Genomic DNA, 19,353 nt, shown 5'->3' on the forward strand with positions numbered 1-19,353 from the left:
CTTATTGATATAAATATAAATTTTTAAAGAGATTGCTATTTTTTTACTAATTATTTATTAAAGGGGTGATGGTAATGAAGATTGTTCAGCAAACTTCTGATAATGAATGTGGAGTATGTGTTATTAATATGTTAGCAAATTATTATCATAATAAAACAATCGATAAAAACCTTGTATTACAAAAAGCTAATTTAACAAAAAATGGTTTAAATTTACAAGACCTTGAAAATTTAGCAAATGAATTTAGTTTAGATGCTCAATCATTTCAATGTAGTTTTCAAGAATTAATAGATGAAAAAATTAATGATTATTTTATTGCTTTAATTAACAGAAATGGTTTGAATCATTTTGTAATTGTTAAATATTTTAACAAAGGATTTTTTCGTATTTATGATCCAGCTAATCAAATATATGAGTTAAATAATGAGCAATTTGAACATTTATTTTTAAATGTTATTATACGTGTTTGCAAAAATCATAAAATTTTAAATTTTCCTATTTTTAAAGAACCTTATTTAAAATACATCAAAGCATCATCGTTAATTATAATTTTGCTTTTAGAATTATTAAATATCCCTTTAAGTATTTTTTTAAGCAAAACTGTTAATTTGTTAATTGACTTAGTTTTAATAAATGAACAAGTTAAAAATCTAACATATTTATTCATTATCTTTAGTTTGTTTTATATTAGTAGTGCTTTTAAAGATTTGCTAATAACAGTGTACGTAAATAAAATTAGTAATCGTATTTTTTGTAGCATTAATAATGAATTAATTACAAATTTGACTAATAAATTAATTCAATTTTTTAATAAGACTAACTTAGGTGAATTAAGTTCAATTCAAATTCACTTAAATAATGTCATTCATTTTTTATTAGTTAGTCGTATTAAATTATTGGTTAATGTTTTATTTGGAATTTGTATTATTTGCTTATTAGGATTGCAAAATTGAATTTTATTATTAGTAAGTTTAACATTTGGTTTACTAAGCCTTCTTATAGGTTTAATGAATTGAAAATATTTTAAAAATCAAAGCTTAAAAATGATTAATATTGAAAATTCACTATTTATTAAATACCAAAATTTAATCAAACTAATTAATTTTGAACATAACACTGATAAATATAACAATTATATTCATTCTTATAAAGAACAATTAGATGAATCAATAATTTTTAGAAACAAAATTACTATCTTTAAATCAAATATCAATTTTTATTTATCAATTATTAACAATATAGGGCTATTAGTTTTATTAGTTTGTTTAATTATTAATGCTAATTATCAATATAAAATCGTTAGCATCATTACTTATATTGTCTTTTTACATCAAAATCTTAATAATTTATCTTTTGGAATTTTTAATTTTTTTAATGAATTATTAAATTTTAAAAATAGTAAGCAAATAATTGAAAAAATTTTATATGTTAATAATTGTGAAAAACATGATGGTATAGAAATTAATAAAGTATTGGCATGCAAAATTATTAAAGATCAAAAAACATTTGAATTTCAAAAATCATGTTTAATCATCGGTAAAAGTGGAATTGGAAAAACAACATTATTAAAAAATTTTTTAGATTTTAATAATAAAAATCTATTTTTTAATGATTTAAATATAAGTAGTTTAAATTTAAAACAACTAAAAGAATTAATTATTTATCATCCAACAAATGCTTTAATTAATGATTTTAATATTAATTGGTTTGTTAATCAAAATCAAGAAATAACTAATGCTTTAAAAATAGTGATTGCTACAGCTAAAATTGATTGGTCATTAAATAGTAATTTTGAGCAAAACATTAATTTATCAACAGGCCAACAACAAATTTTAGCTTTTTTAAATCTTTTAAAATATAAAAATAAATTATTACTACTTGATGAACCATTAGCCCACGTTGACACTGATAATAAAAAAATAATTTTAGATTCAATATTGCCATTAGTACTTAAAAATAATTTTGTTATTTATGTTTCGCATGATCATTATCTAAAAAACTATTTTGATCAAATAATTAATTTGAATGATGAAAAAATGAATTAGTATCGCCTTTTTAGGATTTTTATTATCATTGTTTATTGCAATCGGTGTAGCATTTGGTTTTAAAAATAAAAAATATTTCAAAACATCACTAAATTTTAAAACCAAATTAACCATGATTAATAAAGTTGATTATGAAAAAATTAAAAAAAGAAAACAATTAGAACTTAAAATTGATAATATAGTTTATTATGCTAAATTTAAATTTATAAAACAAGTTAATGATTATTGTGTAATTAAAATTTTTCTTAATTTAAAAACAAATGAAAAAATGATTGGTATTAGTATATACACTAACACACAACCATTAATCAAATCAATAATTAATAATTTTAAACTATAGAACTACTAATCTCAACGAAAACTTTTTGAATGCTTGGAAATAAGTTTTCATCTTGTAAACTACCTGTAATAACTAGTGTGAAAATGAACATAATTGTTATTACAAAAGAATGCGAATCAATTCGATCTAATAATCCACCATGACCTGGAATTAAATTACTATAATCTTTGGTATCATAATTACGTTTTGTCGCACTAAATACTAGATCACCAATAGTGCTTATTAAACTTAAAAATAAAAAAGCAACTGTTGTACATATTCATCATAATACTTGTTTATGAAGTGTTAAATTTGTTTTATTTGAATTAGAAAAATCTAAACCGAAAATATTATATAGCACGTTTTGTGATTTTAATATCATGTCATTTTTTGGTTTGATTGGCACATATGATAAACCAAAAATTATTAACATAATAACAATTGTTGCAATCACTAAACCAAAAATTAAACCTTCAACTGTTTTGTTAGGACTTGTTTTTGGTGCTAATTTAGTTTTGCCAAATAAAACACCACCAACATAAGCAAATGTATCACTTAAAAAAACAATCAACATTAGCAGTAATGAAGTAATTCAACTTCTAATGAACGTAAAGTAAAGTAACCCTATAAAAAAACCAATTAAGAAAGTGAAAATTAAAATAGTATATAAGCAGTTTTTAAAATTAACTTTTTTTAAAAATGCTAAAAGGAAAAACAAAATAACTAAAGCAACAAAATACGAACAACCCAAACATGTACCAAACAATTTAATCATGTAATGATAATTTATAGTCATTAAATAATTAACATCTAAAAATTCATACTGATAAATAAAATAAGAAATTGTTGGTGCATAAACACAAATATTGAAAATAATTGTTAAGGTTATTCTTGTTATTTTATGATTATCAAAAATAACTTTGTTCATTTCATACGAGGCAATCCATACTAATGGTAATAATCATACTAATAAAACAATTGCGATTGCTTGTTGAATATATAAATGATCAATTAAAGGTGTTCAACTATAATTACGATCTGATAATAATGCTAAAACAAAATAAATTAATAAATACAAAAAAATAAAAATCGATGAATAAAACCGCTTAAAAAAAGTGGTTTTTGTTTTTTCATTGATTTTATTAACACTAATCATTTTTAAATAATTAAACAGTCATTATGTCTTTTTCTTTATGACTTACAACTGCTTCAATTTCCTTATTTAATTCTTTTGTTAGATTATCTAATTCTGTTTGAAAAAACTTTTTGTCATCTTCAACAGTTGATGAATCTTTTTTAAATAAATCTTGTGCTTCTTGTCGAATATGACGAACACGAATTTTTGCTTCTTCGCCAACTTGTTTTGCTTTTTTAGCTAAATTTTTTCTCACTTCTTCTGTTGGTGCTGCAAATGTTAAACGAATAATATCAACATCAACTTGTGGATTAACACCTAAATTTGAAGCATTAATTGCAGAAGCAACATCTTTAATACTACTTCTATCATAAGGTTTAATAGCTAAAACACGTGGTTCTGGAACTGAAATATTTGCTAATTGATTAATTGGTGTCATAGATCCATAGTAATCAACTAAAATACCATCTAAAATAGCTGGTGTAGCTCTTCCAGTTCTTAATTTAATAAATTCATTATGCATTCATTTTAAAACTAATTCAAATTCTTCTCTGATTTTAGTTTCATAAATTTTAAAATTCATACAATCTCCTTAAAAAATTATTTTGAAACAATTGTGTGTTTAATCTTTTTTTCTAAAACATCCACAATTGCATTTGGTTTATCAATATTAAAAACTAATAAGTTGATATCGTTTTCTTGACACAAAGCTAATGCTGTTGCATCCATAACTTTTAGATTTTTAGTAAGGGCCATATTAAATGTAATATGTTGATAAAATTGCGCATTAGGATTAGTTTTTGGATCACTATCATAAACTCCATCAACACCATTTTTACCCATTAAAATTATACTAGATTCTGTTTCAGCTGCTTTAATTGCTGCACATGAATCAGTTGTAAAGTATGGAAAACCTGTTCCACCAACAAAGATCATTACTTGTTCTTTTTCAATTGCTTTTTTAATATTATTAGCTGATGATTCATAGACTAATTTATCACATTTAATTGCTGATAAAACAATAGCATCTACATTATAGTTATTTAAGGCATTTTCTAATGCTAATCCATTAATAATGGTTGCCATCATACCCATATTATCAGCTAAATTACGGTTCATTCCTAATTCTTTAGCAATATGACCACGTCAAATATTGCCACCACCTAAAACAATTGATACAATATATTTTTTAGAAATTTCTTTAATTTGTTTCGCTAAATCATTAATTTTATTAACATCAATTATCGAATTATCATCTTGTCTTAAACAAGCACCAGAAATCTTAATTACAATTCGTTGTTTTGACATATAATTCCTTTCGTTTTTACTAAACCATTTAATCACACTATAAAAATAGAAAGAAACTAAGTTTCCTTCTATTATTATAGTCCAAAGAAATTATTTTTTCATTTGAGCAGCTACTTCATCAGCAAAACTCATTTGAGGTGCTTTTTCAATTCCTTCACCTACTTCATATGAGTAATAACCTACAGCAACAGCATTATTGTTTTTTAAATATTTTTCAATTGTTAATTCAGGTTGTTTGAAGTATGATTGATCTACTAAACAATTTTCTTTTAAAATTTTATTTAAACGACCTTCAATAATTTTTGCAGCAAATGCTGCTGGTTTACCTTCGTGTTCTAATTGATTAACAATAATTTCACGTTCTTTTGCTAATCATACTTGGTCTACAACTTGTTCATTTAAATAACGTGGACGCATTGCAGCAGCATGCATTGCTACATTTCGAACAACTTCGTCTTCAACTTTACCATCAACTAAAATAATGGCAGCAACTCTATTATTATTGTGAGTATAAACACCTAAAGTTTGTTGGTCATTAGCTTTTAAAATTTCTCCACGTCTAAAAACGATTTTTTCACCAATATATGCTGTTAAATCTAATCCAGATTCAGCAATTGGTTTTCCATTAATAATTAATTTATCAAAATCTTCTTTACTTTCAACTTTAGCTAATGCTTCTTCTAAAATTTGGTTAGCATATGCCAAGAAATTTTCGTTTTTAGCAACAAAATCTGTTTGGCAATTAACTTCGATAAGAATTGCTTTATTACCTACTTTTTTAGCTAATGTTACACCATCTGTAGCTGCGTTTTTTAATTTATTAGCAGCTTTGATAGCTCCATTTTCACGTAATCATACAATCGCTTTTTCAATGTCATTTTCTGATGCATCTAAAGCTTTAATACACTCACTCATACTAGCTTGTGTTCTTGTTCTTAATTCTTTAACTAATTCAGCTTTTGTCATTTATATTCACCTTTATTAAAATTATGTTTTCAACATATCTATATATTATATAAAATTTATTTATCATTTTCTTATATATCTTGTGTTAATCAATATAAATAGAACAAAAAAAGCACTTACGAGAAGTGCTTTTTAATAATTTAATGGTGCGCTTGAAGAGACTTGAACTCTTACACCATAAAGTACTAGATCCTAAGTCTAGCGCGTCTGCCATTCCGCCACAAGCGCATACTGGTGCTCTGTGAGGGGTTCGAACCCGCGACCCACTGATTAAGAGTCAGTTGCTCTACCGACTGAGCTAACAGAGCATAAACCCCTACCTACCCAAGTAGATAGGGGTTTAACTAAATCCCACTAATAAGTAGGTTGAATATAAAATGGTGCCGACTATAGGAATTGAACCCACAACCTACTGATTACAAGTCAGTTGCTCTACCTATTGAGCTAAGTCGGCATGGTGGAGTGCAAGGGACTCGAACCCCTGACCCTTTGCTTGTAAGGCAAATGCTCTCCCAACTGAGCTAGCACTCCATAAATAATACTTAAAAAATTAAGTATTACTTCGTGTTTTTATAAATGGTGACCTGTACGGGATTCAAACCCGTGAATGCACGCGTGAAAGGCGTGTGTGTTCAGTCACTTCACCAACAGGCCATGGCGGCTACAGTAGGGATCGAACCTACGACCAACCGGTTAACAGCCGGTTGCTCTACCGCTGAGCTATGTAGCCATGTAATTAATAATGTGATTTTAAAAACACTATAAAATTATAGTTATTTTTTTAATAAATGTCAATCTTTTTTTATATTTTTTATTTTTTAATTTTTTGATACATCAAAACCCTATCTATATATTATATGTGCTATAAATTTTATAAGCTTTAAAGGATTTGAAAATTATTTTTTAATAAAACATAAATTAGGAGAGAGAATTATGAATAAAATAAAAAATAATGAAAAGCACTTATTTTTGCGTTTTAAAAAAATGCATAATCTTAAGACTTTTAGTAAAAAAGGGCATCGATTGAAAACAAAACAAATTGTTTTTATTGTTTTCTTGATACTATTTTGCTCATCATTTTTTTTAATTGATTTGTTTTTTACGGGTAATCACTTAAATGATGTTAAAAGAATGTTTGAAAATAGTTCACTTTCAAACTCGACATATATTTTTGTTCCTGTCGCCAATATAATTGCAGGATTTAGTTTGGGAGTTGGATCAATTTCGATTCAAATAACTTCTAAAAATATTTTATCTGGACCGTCAACACTTGGTTTTACGCCAATGACAATATTAGCCTCTACAATCTCATTTATCATTACTTCAAGTGGTGTTTTTTCAACGGTTTTAGTTTATTGTTTAGGTTTAATTTTCTCATTTGTTGTAATAGGAGTTAATTTTATATTAGTAAGAAGTAATTTTTTAGAAAATAACTTCAAACCAATTTTAGTTGCATTTGGAATTGGTGCATTAGTAACTGGAATTAATATTGTTTTAATTGCAACACATGATAATTTAAAAATTGTTGGTTGATGACGTTTTATTGCTATTAATAATACTTTGATAAATAATTATCGGATGATTGTTTCAAGTGTTTTAATGGTTATATCTACTATTATTTTGCTATTTTTATCACCTTATTTAAATATTATTAAAAAAGATTATTTACTAGCAAAATCATTAGGAATTAAAGTTAATCTAATTTATTGATTAGTTGCTATTTGTGTAGTAATTATTACTATATCATCATCGATTTTATTAGGGATAATTGCTTTATTAGGAGTAATTGTTGGAATTATTACACAAACAATTTTTAAAAAAACACATGCTTTATTGCTTATGGTACTAGCTGGACTTTTTGGTAGTGGAATTTTATCATTCTCAAGTTATATTAACGAATATATTCCAAGTGCTCGTGAAATGATTATTTGTATTTTCGCAGTGCCAGTATTTGCCTATATTTTAAGTAAAAGAAAGGGTTTTGTAAAATAAAATGATTAATTTAAGTACTTGAAATAAAACTTATTCTTTTAAAAATCCCTTGAAGTATCAAAATAAACTTGCATACTTAAAAACAATAATCACAGTTGCTATAAGTATTATTGTTTTCATTATCACTTTAGCTTGAACTTATGATTTCAATTTCAAACAAAACAATATTGCTTTAGTTTATATTGTTATGCAAATTTTTCTATCTGGTTTTGTTTTAGGATTTTGCGCCTATTTTATTCAGAAACTAACGAAAAATCGCTTTGGTGATACTTCTATCATGGGAATTAGTAGTGTTAACATTTTGGGAGTAATTATTATTGCTTTTCAAGTTGATTTTAATAATTTTAGTATTGATAAACTAACAACACTACAACGCACTGAACCACTAATCTTTTTTATAGCACCCATTATCTTATGTTCAATTTATTATTTTACATGTAAAGAAGAAAGTAATTTTAATTATAAAAAAATGTTAATTTCAGGGGTTATTGTTAACTTCTTAAGTGTTGCTTTAGGATCAAGTATTGCTAAAAATTTACCAAAACTAGCTAATGCTTATATCTCACGATACACATATGGTAGTATTGAACCCCAACAAGAATCTTTTTTTATTGCACTAGTTTTAATCATAATTGGTTTTTTAATTATTATGTTTAATTTTAAAAAAATCCAAATTGTTTCTTCTAATCAAGATTTAGCTAATCAATTAGGAATTAATGTCAAATTAATTTCTGGTCTTCTTTTAGTAGCAATTTGTTTAATGGTGGGAGCATCATATAGTTTAAATGGTAATTTAATATTTATTGGATTAATGGCTGGAAACATGGGTTCTGTGATTAGTAATAATCGTTTTAAATCAGCGGCAATTAGCTCTGGAAGCTGTGGAGCATTAATCTATATGCTATCATTTTTATTATTTATTAAAATTCTAAATTTTGATAGTCAATGATTAAATTTAGCCATTCCTTTATTAATTTCACCATACTTCATTTATATTATTGTTAAAAAAAATAAATCGGATTTATAGTAAAATATACAAAATATAAAAACAATTAATGGGTGATGTATGAAAAATTCAAAACTACTTTGAACTTCAGGTTTAATTCTTGTCGCAGGAATTAGCATACCAGTAATAGCAACAAGTTGTTCATTAGTCGATTTATTCAAAGGAAATAAAAGTAGTAATAGTTATAAGCAAGAAGAATTTACGCATGGTAAATTAAAATCAAATCTTGATTACAATGTTAGTACTGCTTATTTAAACAAACGTTCTATTGCTTTAAAATTCACAATTCCATTAAATAATAATCAAGCTATTAATATTTTTGGTACAGGATGAATTTTTGATTTTCAAGAAGATCCTATTACAGAAAATATTAAAACTTACTATTTAGCAACTAATATTCACGTTATTAATTTAATCTCAGCAGCAAAGCAAAATGTTTCTTTAGCGCTTGGTCAATATGATTTAGCATCACAATCCCAAGATACAAGAGCATTTTTTAATGAAAGTTTATCGTTTAAATCAGCTAAAAAAACTGATAATCCACAAAATTATGTAAACCATAATCGTGTGGGAACTTTTTCAATTTTACCAGTTGGGTTAAAAAACCAATTAAAAAATTATGGCGTGCAAAACCCAACCGCTTTAGCTTCTTTAAATAATTTAACAAGCGCTGTTGATTTAGCAATTGTAAAAATCACACCTGATATCTTACAAAAAAATAATATTGATGCTTTGCGTAATTTTGATAAAGAAGTAGGAATTGGTTTTGGAAATACTATTAGCCATCACCAAAGATTTTATGCAGCTGGATATCCACACGATGAAAAATATAGTCGTTGAAACCAATATTCAAATCAACCTAACCAATTATTTAATTCATTTACAACATCAAATTATCGAAAAGATAATCCAATAAATTTTAGTTATAACGAAGCATATATGACCGTTAATAATCGTAATACAATTGGTAAAAATAGCCCAACTAAATATGAAGCTTATGATTATGCAACAAAAGATTTTGATTTGCACTCAGGCGCTTCTGGAAGTCCAATAATTGATGATAATAATAACTATGTCGGAATTTATTGAGGTGGTTTTAAAATCCAAGAAGGATTAAGAACAACATTTTATGGTAACTTTAGTCCTTTGTTTGTTAACAATAAAGAAAATGGATTATCACAAGATTTATTAGCTTATTATTTAGCATACACCTCAAATGAAACAACTTATTTAGATACTAATTTTAATACTAATTTACGTTATTCAGCTCTTTCAAAAGAAAACAAAGCAATTTATGATGAATTTGTTGAATATCTTGAAAAACAATTCTTAAGTGATAGTAAATATGGTGATAAAAATACTTTATCACTAAAAACAGTTGATGGTTATTCAAAAGGTAAACAAGATTTAATTAAAACCTTATACAATTTCATTTTTAATGATATTAATTCACCATCATTTAATGAAAAATATACACATAAAAGTTTGAAATTAGAAGATATAATTGATGTTAAAGTTGAATGAAATCGTAAAAAAAATATTGATTTACGAATTACATTTGTAACTAAAAAACCATTGAATTTTAATGTTAATCATATTGTTAACTTTAATACAAGTTTTACTTTTTTCAAAGAAATTAAACAACCAAATGAAAATGATAATTTAATCGATCAATTATTCTAATTTAAAGGATTAAATTTTGTAAAATATAAGTAAATAAAACAATTATTTTAGATTTATTTTAAAAGAAAGGATTTATCTATTATGGCAACAGATGATAAAGTAGTTTATTATTTATCACCTAATGAAGATAAAGGTTGAAAAATTTTTAAAAAAGGTGGCGAACGAGCTACAAAGCTTTTTAGTACTAAAAAAGAAGCTTTAGAATATATTAAGACTTTAGGACGTAATCAAAACGCAGTTGTTTATATTCAAACAAAAGATGGCAAATTCCAAGACGTTCGTAACTATCGTGAAAAATAAATAATTATATAAAACCAATATAAATTAAAATTAAGCTCATACGAATTAACTTATCCCTAATTGCAATCATAAGTGCAACATCTTAATTTTAACAATTTAATTAACAAATGGCTAAATGGCCATTTTTATTTTGTTAATTTTTTTTAAAAAAATATGAATTAAATACATTTCATAACTTGATTTTCAATTAAACATTTCGCGTGGAATGTTGTTAATCTTGTTTTGTATTTCTAAAATTTCTTCATCTAAAATTCCATTAAAATCAATACCTTTTTTCATTATCTAAGAATTAAACCATTTAAATTTTCATTGGTATATCTTTAGTATGAAACATAAGGCTCACAAAAATAAATTTTTCTATTTATTCAATTTCTTAAAATTCTTATTTTTTAAAATTCAATTCCATTATCAATGGTAATTTTTAACATTTAAATTATTTTCTTTGATTAGTATATAAATTATGGAATTTATTTTCATAGAGTTTTTGTTAAAGACTTTTTTAATAAATATAAGTCTTGTTGTTCTTTCAACTAAGGTTAATAGATTTGCGTAGTCATTTTCTTTTTTTACCAATAATTAAATCAGATTCTCAATGACCAAATTTCTAATCTTAAATCTATATATTTAGGTCTCATTTAAATCGAAAATACACGTGTATTTTTAAATTTACTAAACATGCCTATTTTGCGTTTTTGACTTTTTGTTGAATATATTTTTATTTGTTGCTTTAATTCAATAAAATTTTTATCAAATTTAAATTTAAAAATTTGCTAAATTCATCATACTTTAAAAACGAAAAATAAAACTTATATTCTAATCGATAACGATATTTATAATGTGAGATTTTGTAGTTATATTTTCCAAATTTATTTAAATTTCTTTTTAATTCTCTGCCAGTTGTTGATTTGTTACGATTCAAAATTCTTGCGATGTGAGATTATAGATTTATTTTCATAGTTAAAATATAAATCGATTGCAAATCTCTCATTTTCGTTTAAATGTGCGTATTTCATAGAATACTCTATAATAAAAAATATTAAGTACATACCTACTAGTTAAATTTTAACTAAATAGGTGTTGCACTTAATATTTCAATTTAGGGCTACTCTAGTTTAAACTAAAGTAGATTACAATAAATTTTTTATTTAAATCTTATTTTTTCTAATCGATTAGCATCCATTTGACATTCAAATGTTTTTCAATTATTGTTTGAATCATCACTATATTCTAATTTTTTAAAATTAAATACACGTGGTTTTTTTCAAACTTCAGTATTTTTGGTTTTTTCAAAATCAATTTTATATTCATATTTGTCAAAAAAATCTAATTTAATAGGAGTGCTGTATAAATATTCATATTTATTAGTTGTAGCGTCATAATACTCATAAACAGCTCTTAAATATTTATTGTGGTATCTATAATCCATCTCTAAGTTTAAATCGTATGTTTTTTTGTTTTCACTCTCATTTATTATCTCATTACCTGAACCTGATCCATCACCAAAATACGAAGATTTTGATTTAATTTCATAGCTTGAAAAACTTGAATTATAGTTATTACCCAAATCAACTTTACTATTATTATCTTCGTCAAATAAATTATCACTTGTTGGATGAGAAATATAGATAGCTTTTATATAATAATGATGTTTTCTTTCTACGTTTTTATCAAAAACACCTTCAATATAATATAAGTTTTCTTCGCTATTATCTTTAATTAAACTTAAATTAGAAGCTACTAAAACTTTATCACTTTCGTTTGGTTCGTTTCGATCTCGGAAAACAACTTTAAATTTAGAATTTAAATTTCTTAATGGAGTTCAATAGCCACCACCAGAGTAAGTATGACTAATATAGTATCTAAAATGTCCTTTATTATTTACTGAATCATATCAAGGATCTATTTTTTGAGTTGGAACCAATTGATAAATATATGGTTTAGTTTTAAACTTATATTGACTTTCTTTTTTTGAATCACATGAATAAATGATTTTATTGGTCTTATTTGCATATGCTAGATCATCTAATAATTCTATTTTAGCAATATAAATTTCATAATCACCAAAAAAATCTTTATTTGAGTGAACATTTTCAATAATAGCTTCGTCTCCATTAGCACTAATATTAGTTAGTTTTGCAGTGCATTCATATTCTATATTATCACCCCTAAGTGTTTTAAACAAAATATGAACGCGTTTATTATTTTCAAACGCTTTATCTTCAGATTTAATTTTAATATTAAAGTTTTTTAAGTAATAATTTGTTATTTGTTCATCAGTTGGAGGAACTCAATCGATTCATGTTTTTCCTGGTTGAACAACAAATGTATTTGCCAAACTATTCTTCATGTCTAAATTAGTATAAACTAAAGGATCGCTAGGATTTTGGATAACAATTTTTTTAAAAATGTATTTACGATTAGGTACATTTGTTGATAAAACAATATTTTCATAAATTGTTTTGTTTTCTTCTAATTTAAAAATTGATGATTCAACTTCTACCATTGTGCCACGATAATTATATTCATAAATTAATTTAGCATTACGATTATTATAATCACTATTAACATTTAAAATTTTCGCTGTAATTAATTGATCAGCCTTATTAGTATTAGCATCTCATGTAATCGAATCATTAGCTACTTGTAGTTCATTCAATATAACATTTCTTTGCTTATTAATAACACGATCTTGCAATGGAATTTCATCAATGTTTGCAATTTTTTTATCATCAATTGTTATTTTTGTTAATGTGTATTTATGATTTGGTGCGAAATCTAAGTCATCACTTGTTATAAAATTTGCTTTACCATTTAAACCAACAATAGCTTCGATTATTTTTAAATTGTTATCTTTATTATCTACTCTAAAAGTTAATTTTACTTTTTTATTAACTAAATTAGGATTTGAAAAACTAATTTCATAATCATTATTATCTTTAACTTTAGCAATAATAGTTGGCTTTTTAAATGAAGTATGATTATCCCCGCTTAATTGTTTTTCGTCAATTAAATCTTTATTTGCTTGACCATCTTGTTTTAAAATAACTTTTTTAATTGTATATGTTTTAGATTTTATTGAATTACCGCTTGGTAGATTTTTTGTTTTAATAACTACTTTTCCATCTTGGTTAACGCTCGTATCAATTTCATGTTCATTGCCATCTTGATCAACAACGATTGTTTTTACACTACCATTTTTTTGCGCTTTTTGTTTCAAATCCTTATTTAAATCTTCTGCTAGTTTAATGTGAATTTCTAAGTTACCATCGTTATCATATTCTCAATTTGGTCGACTAATTCTATGATCTTCTTCACTGAATCGCTTATCAATACTTATTTGTGATAATTCAAAATCATTAACATTTAAAACCTTATTTGATTTTATGTTTACAACTTTGTTTAAAGTATATATATAACCTTTTGGTAAAGATGATGTGTCAAAATCAACTTGATTTTGTGAACTAACAACTGCTTCAATTTTATGTTCTTGATTGTTGTTATCAACAAAAGTAGCAATTAATTTTTGTTTTACTAAATCGCTATTTAAATGAGATATTAATTGATGTTTATCTTTGTTAATACTTGGAATACCTGCTGGTTTGTTAATTGATTGTTTTTGTTTATTTGTAAGATCAAAATTATAAGCTAATTCAACTTGCTTATCTAAAACACTCACAATTCTATCTAAAGTATATTGATTTATTTTTCTTAGATTTTTTGTATCAAACTCAATAGTTCCATCGTTTTTAACTTTGGCCAAAATTTGATGTTCTTGATTGTTTTGGTCTTTAAAAATACCAAAAACATTTTGATTAGCATAGTGTGGTAAAACTTTTGCTACTAAATTAATATCACCATCTTTTGTATATTGATATGGTGCATTTAAAATATTTGTATTTAAATTATTAATTGTTTTTTTATAATAAGGAATATCTAAAACGTTGGCAATATTAACTTTATTCATATTTTTAATACTAATTACTTCATATGCATTATTTTCATTTAGTGTCGAAACATCAAAAACAACAATTCCTGCTTGATTTGTTTTGGCTCTAATTTTGTGAAGTCTATTATTTAAATCTTTTAAAGTAAGTTCAACTAAAGTATTTTTTAGCGACGCAACTAATTGTACTTCATACACTTTTTTGTTATTTACAAATTTTACTTGTGCTTTTGTTGGTTTGCTAAATGTAACTTTTTGATCAATGTTAAGTTCTTCATTTTTAACTAAAGTTTTATTCAAATCTTGACCATCGACAATATGTTTTAATTTATAGGTGTGATTTGAATCCAATTCTTTTGTGTTAAACTCATATTCACCTTTGTCATTAACAATTGCTTTAATTTTATGTTCTTGATTATTTTCATCAATGAAAATACCATAAATTGGCTTTTTGTTATATATATTAGGCAATTTTCCTTTAATGATCAAACCACCATTTTCATCAAAATTAAAATGATTATTATCTATTGATAGTTGTTTTTTATTTTTTAAAGATAATACAATGGCTGTAATTACACCAAATCATACAATATTAGCTACTACTAAACTAATAATCATTTTATTTCTTCTTTTTTTAGAATTAAACTTGGAGTCCATAAAAATTTTCCTTTATATTTTTAGATTAATATTTGTATAGAATAAAAATTTTATAATTGATACAAATAAAAATAAATTTATACTATCATTATAATTCTTTTATTAGTTTTGTGTAAATTATTTTCTTATCATAAAAAGACTTTATTTTTATATTTATTTATCTAATCTTTATAACAATAAAAAATCTATTAGCAACATCATTAAATGCAACTAATAGATTCTAATAATTAAATGATTAATTCTTCTTTATAAAATATGACGAATCCATTTAAATGGGTAAGGATTCTCAAAATTATTATCTTTATAACTATATGTGCTTAAGAATTTAGAATATGTTGTTGTAAATATAAATAAAGAGAAGATTAAGATTACAGCACTAGAAATTGACATTGGCATAGATCATGCTAATAACCCTGCAAATTTAGTACCACTTTGGTAATCAACCCCAAAACCAACAACGAAAGCAATTACTAGAATTTGGAATATTAAAGATACAAATGGTAAATCTAATCTTCGAGTAATTAAATTGTAATAACGCATTAGTGATGAAGATAATGAATAGAAAATTCCAAAAATAGCTAAATGAATATAAGTATTATCACCTGTTAATAATTTTTCAATACCTTCTGCAGAAATTGATACAAATGATTTTGTGATTGGGTTTGGAATACCATATAAATATTGGAAGTTGGGACCCGCTCTTCAAATTGGTGTTATAAGTTGTTCAATTACAATTTTTCATACTTTAGGATCATTACTTGCTAAATGAGCCAAAATCAGTTTAGGATTAATGTGTGCTTTTTGACCTAGTAAGTAAACTAGTTTAGGATTTTCTAACATTTTTAAACGAATTGATGCATAAAAATGTTCTGGAATTTTTGATTCTAAATGAATATAAGCCTGGTTTTGTTCTTTTGCATAAACAGCTGAAAGTGGTTTAATTGAAAAACCAAAGATAATAGCTGCAATCATTGAATAAATAAATAACAATGAAAAAATGCAAATAAATAATTGACGTGAATGATAACGACGATCACGAATCATTTGTTTTTGGAAAACGTAGAATAAGTAATCAGCAAAACCAAAGCCAAAACCTTGAATAAATAGCATTGATTGATATCATAGAATTCGACTACTTTGTAAGTTTAATGGTACTGAACCAACCATTTTTTGATTAATTAAATGATATAAAGCTAATAAAACAAACATTTTTGCAACTGATGCAAAAACTGAAAGTACAGTTTGACTTCAAATTTGTTTAATTGTAATTTTTAATAAATTTAAAGATAAACCAAAATTATTTATTTTTCATTCTTTATGGAATTTAATAAAACTAATGATAATAGTTCAAGCAATATAACCGATTGATAGTCCAAGACCATATCCATTATAAGCTAATACACTATATTTTCCTAATAAGAAACTTGTAACTAAACAAGTTGTCCATGTGGCAAAATCTAAAATAATAGTAAATAAGATTTTACGACGATCATTTGATCAAATTGAAATTAAAAAGTAATTATGAACTGGTGCTAAAACAACAAGTGCTAAACTTGATCATAAATATTGTTCACCAAACAATTGTGCAAATAATGTATTTTGGTGAATATTAGCATAAAGGTTGTATGTATAAGCAGATGCTAAATAAACACCTGACATTACTAAACCAAAAGTAAAAGCATAGAAGCTCGCTAAATTTACTGTTTGATGAGCTGGAACAAATTTATGTTTACTTCCATCATACAATCTTTTTGCTCATAAAGCTAAAACTACACCTAAATTTCCGCCTAATTGAATAAAACTAAATTGGAAAATTGTAATATAACTAATACTTGTAGCTGCAAATGCACCATTAAATTTATGTAGCGCAATAATCACTGTTATTAGTAATAAAGCAAGTGACGAAAACAAACTTGAAGTTATAAATGATGAACTATCTTTTATAACTTCTCATAGTGTAGTAAAAACGCAATACCGTTTTTTGAAAATATAACGCCTTACAATAAAAGGCGATTTTTCAATTAACGTTGCCATAAGTTTCTCCCTTTTTTAAATTTAATAATTATATTTAAGTATTATACCATTAATATAAAACTAGTGTTGATCACATTGAACACATTCGTTATAAAAATTAATTTTGACGTACTTTGATTTGTTGTTCTTGTGGTTTTTCTGACATAATTGATGTTTTTTGATCATTATATCTATGTTTTTTTAAGTAATTTAAATAACCACGTAAAATCTTGTAAGCACTATATCCTAAAATAAAAATACTTGAAATAAATAATGGAAATGATCAAGCCATTAAACCAATAAAATGTGGGTCTGTTTGGTGTGTTAATCCAAATCCCGAAGTAAACGCCACCATCACTAATTGAATAACTATCATCACATAAGGTACGCGTTGACGTCGAGCGATTAATCCGCCATAACGGCCTAAAATAGATGAAAACGAGAAGAAAGTGCAAAAAAATGTTAACAAAATATAAGCATTATTTTTAATCAAATATTTATACACATTATTTTCTGAAATATCTACATATCTATGAGTAAAAGGATTTTTCATATGATATATTGTTTCAAATTTATCACCTAATTTTCAAATTGGATCAATAACTTTTTTTGCCATAGGTAATCAAATATTTTTATCATTTGATGATAGTGCATTAATAATTTCGTCTTTGTTTATATTTGTGTGATTAACGATAATATTTAATAATTCGTCATCATTTATTAAAATTTTTCTTAATGATTGATAAAAATGTTCAGGAACTTGTTTTTCTAAAAAGATATATGATGGACTTTGTTCTCTTGTATACAATTCTACTAATTGTTTTATAGAAAAACCAAAAATAATTGAACCAACTAAGGCAAATAAAATTCCAAATATGAAAATTCAAGCAAATAATTGGCGTGAGTGGTATCTGCGATCCCTGACTTCTTGTTTTTGATATAAATAAAACAAAAAATCTGACAAACCTAAATTTAACATTTGTATAAAAATCATTGATTGATACATCAAAATCCGTGATGATTGAAAATCTAATAAAGAAGAACCAACAACACGTTCGTTAATTACAACGAATGTAATTAACAAAATAAACATTTTACCAACAGATTTTAGTGATGATAAAATTGTTTGAATTCATAATAATTTAATACTTAAAACAAATAGTTTTTTTGATATATACAACGGACGTAAGACAATCTGCGCTTTTTCAATTGCTGTCATCCCTATAATAATAGTTCAAAAAATAAAACCAATTGACATTCCAAGTCCATAGCCCCAATAACCTAAAGAACTATAACTTCCCAATAAAAAAGCAGCAATTAAAGCTGTTGTTCAAGTGCAAAAATCTAAAACAATTGCTAATAAAATATTAATTGATTTGTTTGATCGAATTAACATTAATAAATAATTACGTAGTGGTGCTAAACCAACAACAGCTAATCCTGAAATAATATAAGCGCTACCAATATTTTGGTTTATTAATGTATTTTGATGATCATTAGCAAAATGATTGTAAATATATGACGTTGTGAAATAAATTAACAAAACAACCAATCCAAAAATAAATGAATAAAAGCTAGCAGCATTTGCTGTATCATTGGTTGGTTCAAATTTATATTTTCCATCCTTAAACGATCGTTTCGATCAAACCGAGAAAACAATTCCAAATGTTGTTCCCAATTGTAAAAAACTTAATTGAAAAATTGTTAAATAACTTACACTAGTTGCCGCATAAGCACCAATATCTTTATGATGTGCAACAATTACAACAATTAAAATTAATGATAGTCCTGTGAAAACACTTGCTGCAATAAAAGGCGAACTTTCTTTTATAAGTTCTATAAGTGTTCTAAAAATGGTAAGATTTTTCCTAAAGTGGGAACTACATCTTTTTAATGTCTTTTTTTGTTTATGTTCTACCAAATCCAATCTCCCCCTTTTGCGTATAAAAATACCCTTATAAATTATAACATAAAATATAATAAAAA

At 25.0% G+C, this 19,353-nt stretch carries 14 protein-coding genes and 6 tRNA genes; 6 read left to right on the top strand and 14 right to left on the bottom strand.

The window, feature by feature from the left end:
- Positions 1–74: 74 nt before the first annotated feature.
- Positions 75–2,045, top strand: a complete 1,971-nt coding sequence (locus tag UUR8_RS02920) for a cysteine peptidase family C39 domain-containing protein (RefSeq protein ID WP_004025891.1) — start codon at positions 75–77, stop codon at positions 2,043–2,045.
- Positions 2,029–2,385, top strand: a complete 357-nt coding sequence (locus UUR8_RS02925; protein WP_004026288.1) for a hypothetical protein — start codon at positions 2,029–2,031, stop codon at positions 2,383–2,385. The genes UUR8_RS02920 and UUR8_RS02925 overlap by 17 nt, the downstream gene beginning before the upstream one ends.
- On the opposite strand, the gene UUR8_RS02930 is transcribed toward UUR8_RS02925, so the two are convergent.
- From UUR8_RS02930 to UUR8_RS02975, 10 genes are all read right to left on the bottom strand, one after another.
- The gene (locus UUR8_RS02930; protein ID WP_004026051.1) at positions 2,375–3,520 is read right to left on the bottom strand and encodes a phosphatidate cytidylyltransferase; all 1,146 of its coding nucleotides are present in this window, start codon (positions 3,518–3,520) and stop codon (positions 2,375–2,377) included. The two genes, UUR8_RS02925 and UUR8_RS02930, sit on opposite strands and share 11 nt — an antisense overlap.
- A gap of 10 nt (positions 3,521–3,530) precedes the next feature.
- Positions 3,531–4,082, bottom strand: coding sequence for a ribosome recycling factor (gene frr / locus UUR8_RS02935; protein ID WP_004026222.1), 552 nt, complete (start codon positions 4,080–4,082; stop codon positions 3,531–3,533).
- Positions 4,083–4,099: 17 nt separating this feature from the next.
- Positions 4,100–4,807: a UMP kinase gene (gene pyrH, locus UUR8_RS02940; RefSeq protein ID WP_004025986.1), complete on the bottom strand. Its 708-nt coding sequence runs from the start codon at positions 4,805–4,807 to the stop codon at positions 4,100–4,102.
- Positions 4,808–4,897: 90 nt separating this feature from the next.
- Positions 4,898–5,773 carry a translation elongation factor Ts gene (gene tsf, locus UUR8_RS02945; protein WP_004025668.1) on the bottom strand — a complete coding sequence of 292 codons (876 nt, stop codon included), beginning with the start codon at positions 5,771–5,773 and terminating at the stop codon, positions 4,898–4,900.
- A 144-nt stretch (positions 5,774–5,917) separates the two neighbouring features.
- Positions 5,918–6,001: transfer RNA gene (locus tag UUR8_RS02950), tRNA-Leu, on the bottom strand.
- A 4-nt stretch (positions 6,002–6,005) separates the two neighbouring features.
- A tRNA-Lys gene (locus tag UUR8_RS02955) sits at positions 6,006–6,081 on the bottom strand.
- A gap of 70 nt (positions 6,082–6,151) precedes the next feature.
- Positions 6,152–6,227: transfer RNA gene (locus tag UUR8_RS02960), tRNA-Thr, on the bottom strand.
- A gap of 1 nt (position 6,228) precedes the next feature.
- Positions 6,229–6,304 (bottom strand) — tRNA-Val (locus UUR8_RS02965).
- A gap of 46 nt (positions 6,305–6,350) precedes the next feature.
- Positions 6,351–6,427 (bottom strand) — tRNA-Glu (locus UUR8_RS02970).
- A 1-nt stretch (position 6,428) separates the two neighbouring features.
- A tRNA-Asn gene (locus UUR8_RS02975) sits at positions 6,429–6,503 on the bottom strand.
- Positions 6,504–6,706: 203 nt separating this feature from the next.
- On the opposite strand from UUR8_RS02975, the gene UUR8_RS02980 reads away from it, so the two are divergent.
- The 4 genes from UUR8_RS02980 (at position 6,707) to UUR8_RS02995 (ending at position 10,754) form a co-directional block, all read left to right on the top strand.
- Positions 6,707–7,765: an iron ABC transporter permease gene (locus UUR8_RS02980; protein ID WP_004025970.1), complete on the top strand. Its 1,059-nt coding sequence runs from the start codon at positions 6,707–6,709 to the stop codon at positions 7,763–7,765.
- 1 nt (position 7,766) lies between these two features.
- Entirely contained in the window at positions 7,767–8,792 is a 1,026-nt protein-coding gene (locus tag UUR8_RS02985; protein WP_004026039.1) for an iron ABC transporter permease, read from the top strand.
- Positions 8,793–8,831: 39 nt separating this feature from the next.
- Positions 8,832–10,454 (top strand): DUF31 family protein, encoded by a 1,623-nt coding sequence (locus tag UUR8_RS02990; RefSeq protein WP_004026137.1) that lies wholly within the window; start codon positions 8,832–8,834, stop codon positions 10,452–10,454.
- A gap of 81 nt (positions 10,455–10,535) precedes the next feature.
- Positions 10,536–10,754: a DUF2188 domain-containing protein gene (locus UUR8_RS02995; RefSeq protein WP_004026139.1), complete on the top strand. Its 219-nt coding sequence runs from the start codon at positions 10,536–10,538 to the stop codon at positions 10,752–10,754.
- Positions 10,755–10,865: 111 nt separating this feature from the next.
- On the opposite strand, the gene UUR8_RS03710 is transcribed toward UUR8_RS02995, so the two are convergent.
- The 4 genes from UUR8_RS03710 to UUR8_RS03010 form a co-directional block, all read right to left on the bottom strand.
- A complete protein-coding gene (locus UUR8_RS03710; protein ID WP_004026198.1) occupies positions 10,866–11,033 on the bottom strand; it encodes a hypothetical protein in 168 nt (55 codons plus the stop codon).
- An 862-nt stretch (positions 11,034–11,895) separates the two neighbouring features.
- Positions 11,896–15,354, bottom strand: coding sequence for a DUF1410 domain-containing protein (locus tag UUR8_RS03000; protein ID WP_004025613.1), 3,459 nt, complete (start codon positions 15,352–15,354; stop codon positions 11,896–11,898).
- 246 nt (positions 15,355–15,600) lie between these two features.
- Complete coding sequence (locus UUR8_RS03005) at positions 15,601–17,388, bottom strand: hypothetical protein (protein ID WP_004025709.1); 1,788 nt, start codon at positions 17,386–17,388, stop codon at positions 15,601–15,603.
- A gap of 97 nt (positions 17,389–17,485) precedes the next feature.
- Positions 17,486–19,288 carry an MATE family efflux transporter gene (locus tag UUR8_RS03010; protein ID WP_004025724.1) on the bottom strand — a complete coding sequence of 601 codons (1,803 nt, stop codon included), beginning with the start codon at positions 19,286–19,288 and terminating at the stop codon, positions 17,486–17,488.
- Positions 19,289–19,353: the final 65 nt, after the last annotated feature.

The sequence above is a fragment of the Ureaplasma urealyticum serovar 8 str. ATCC 27618 genome (genome assembly GCF_000169535.1).
In the GTDB taxonomy this organism is placed as follows: domain Bacteria; phylum Bacillota_I; class Bacilli_A; order Mycoplasmatales; family Mycoplasmoidaceae; genus Ureaplasma; species Ureaplasma urealyticum.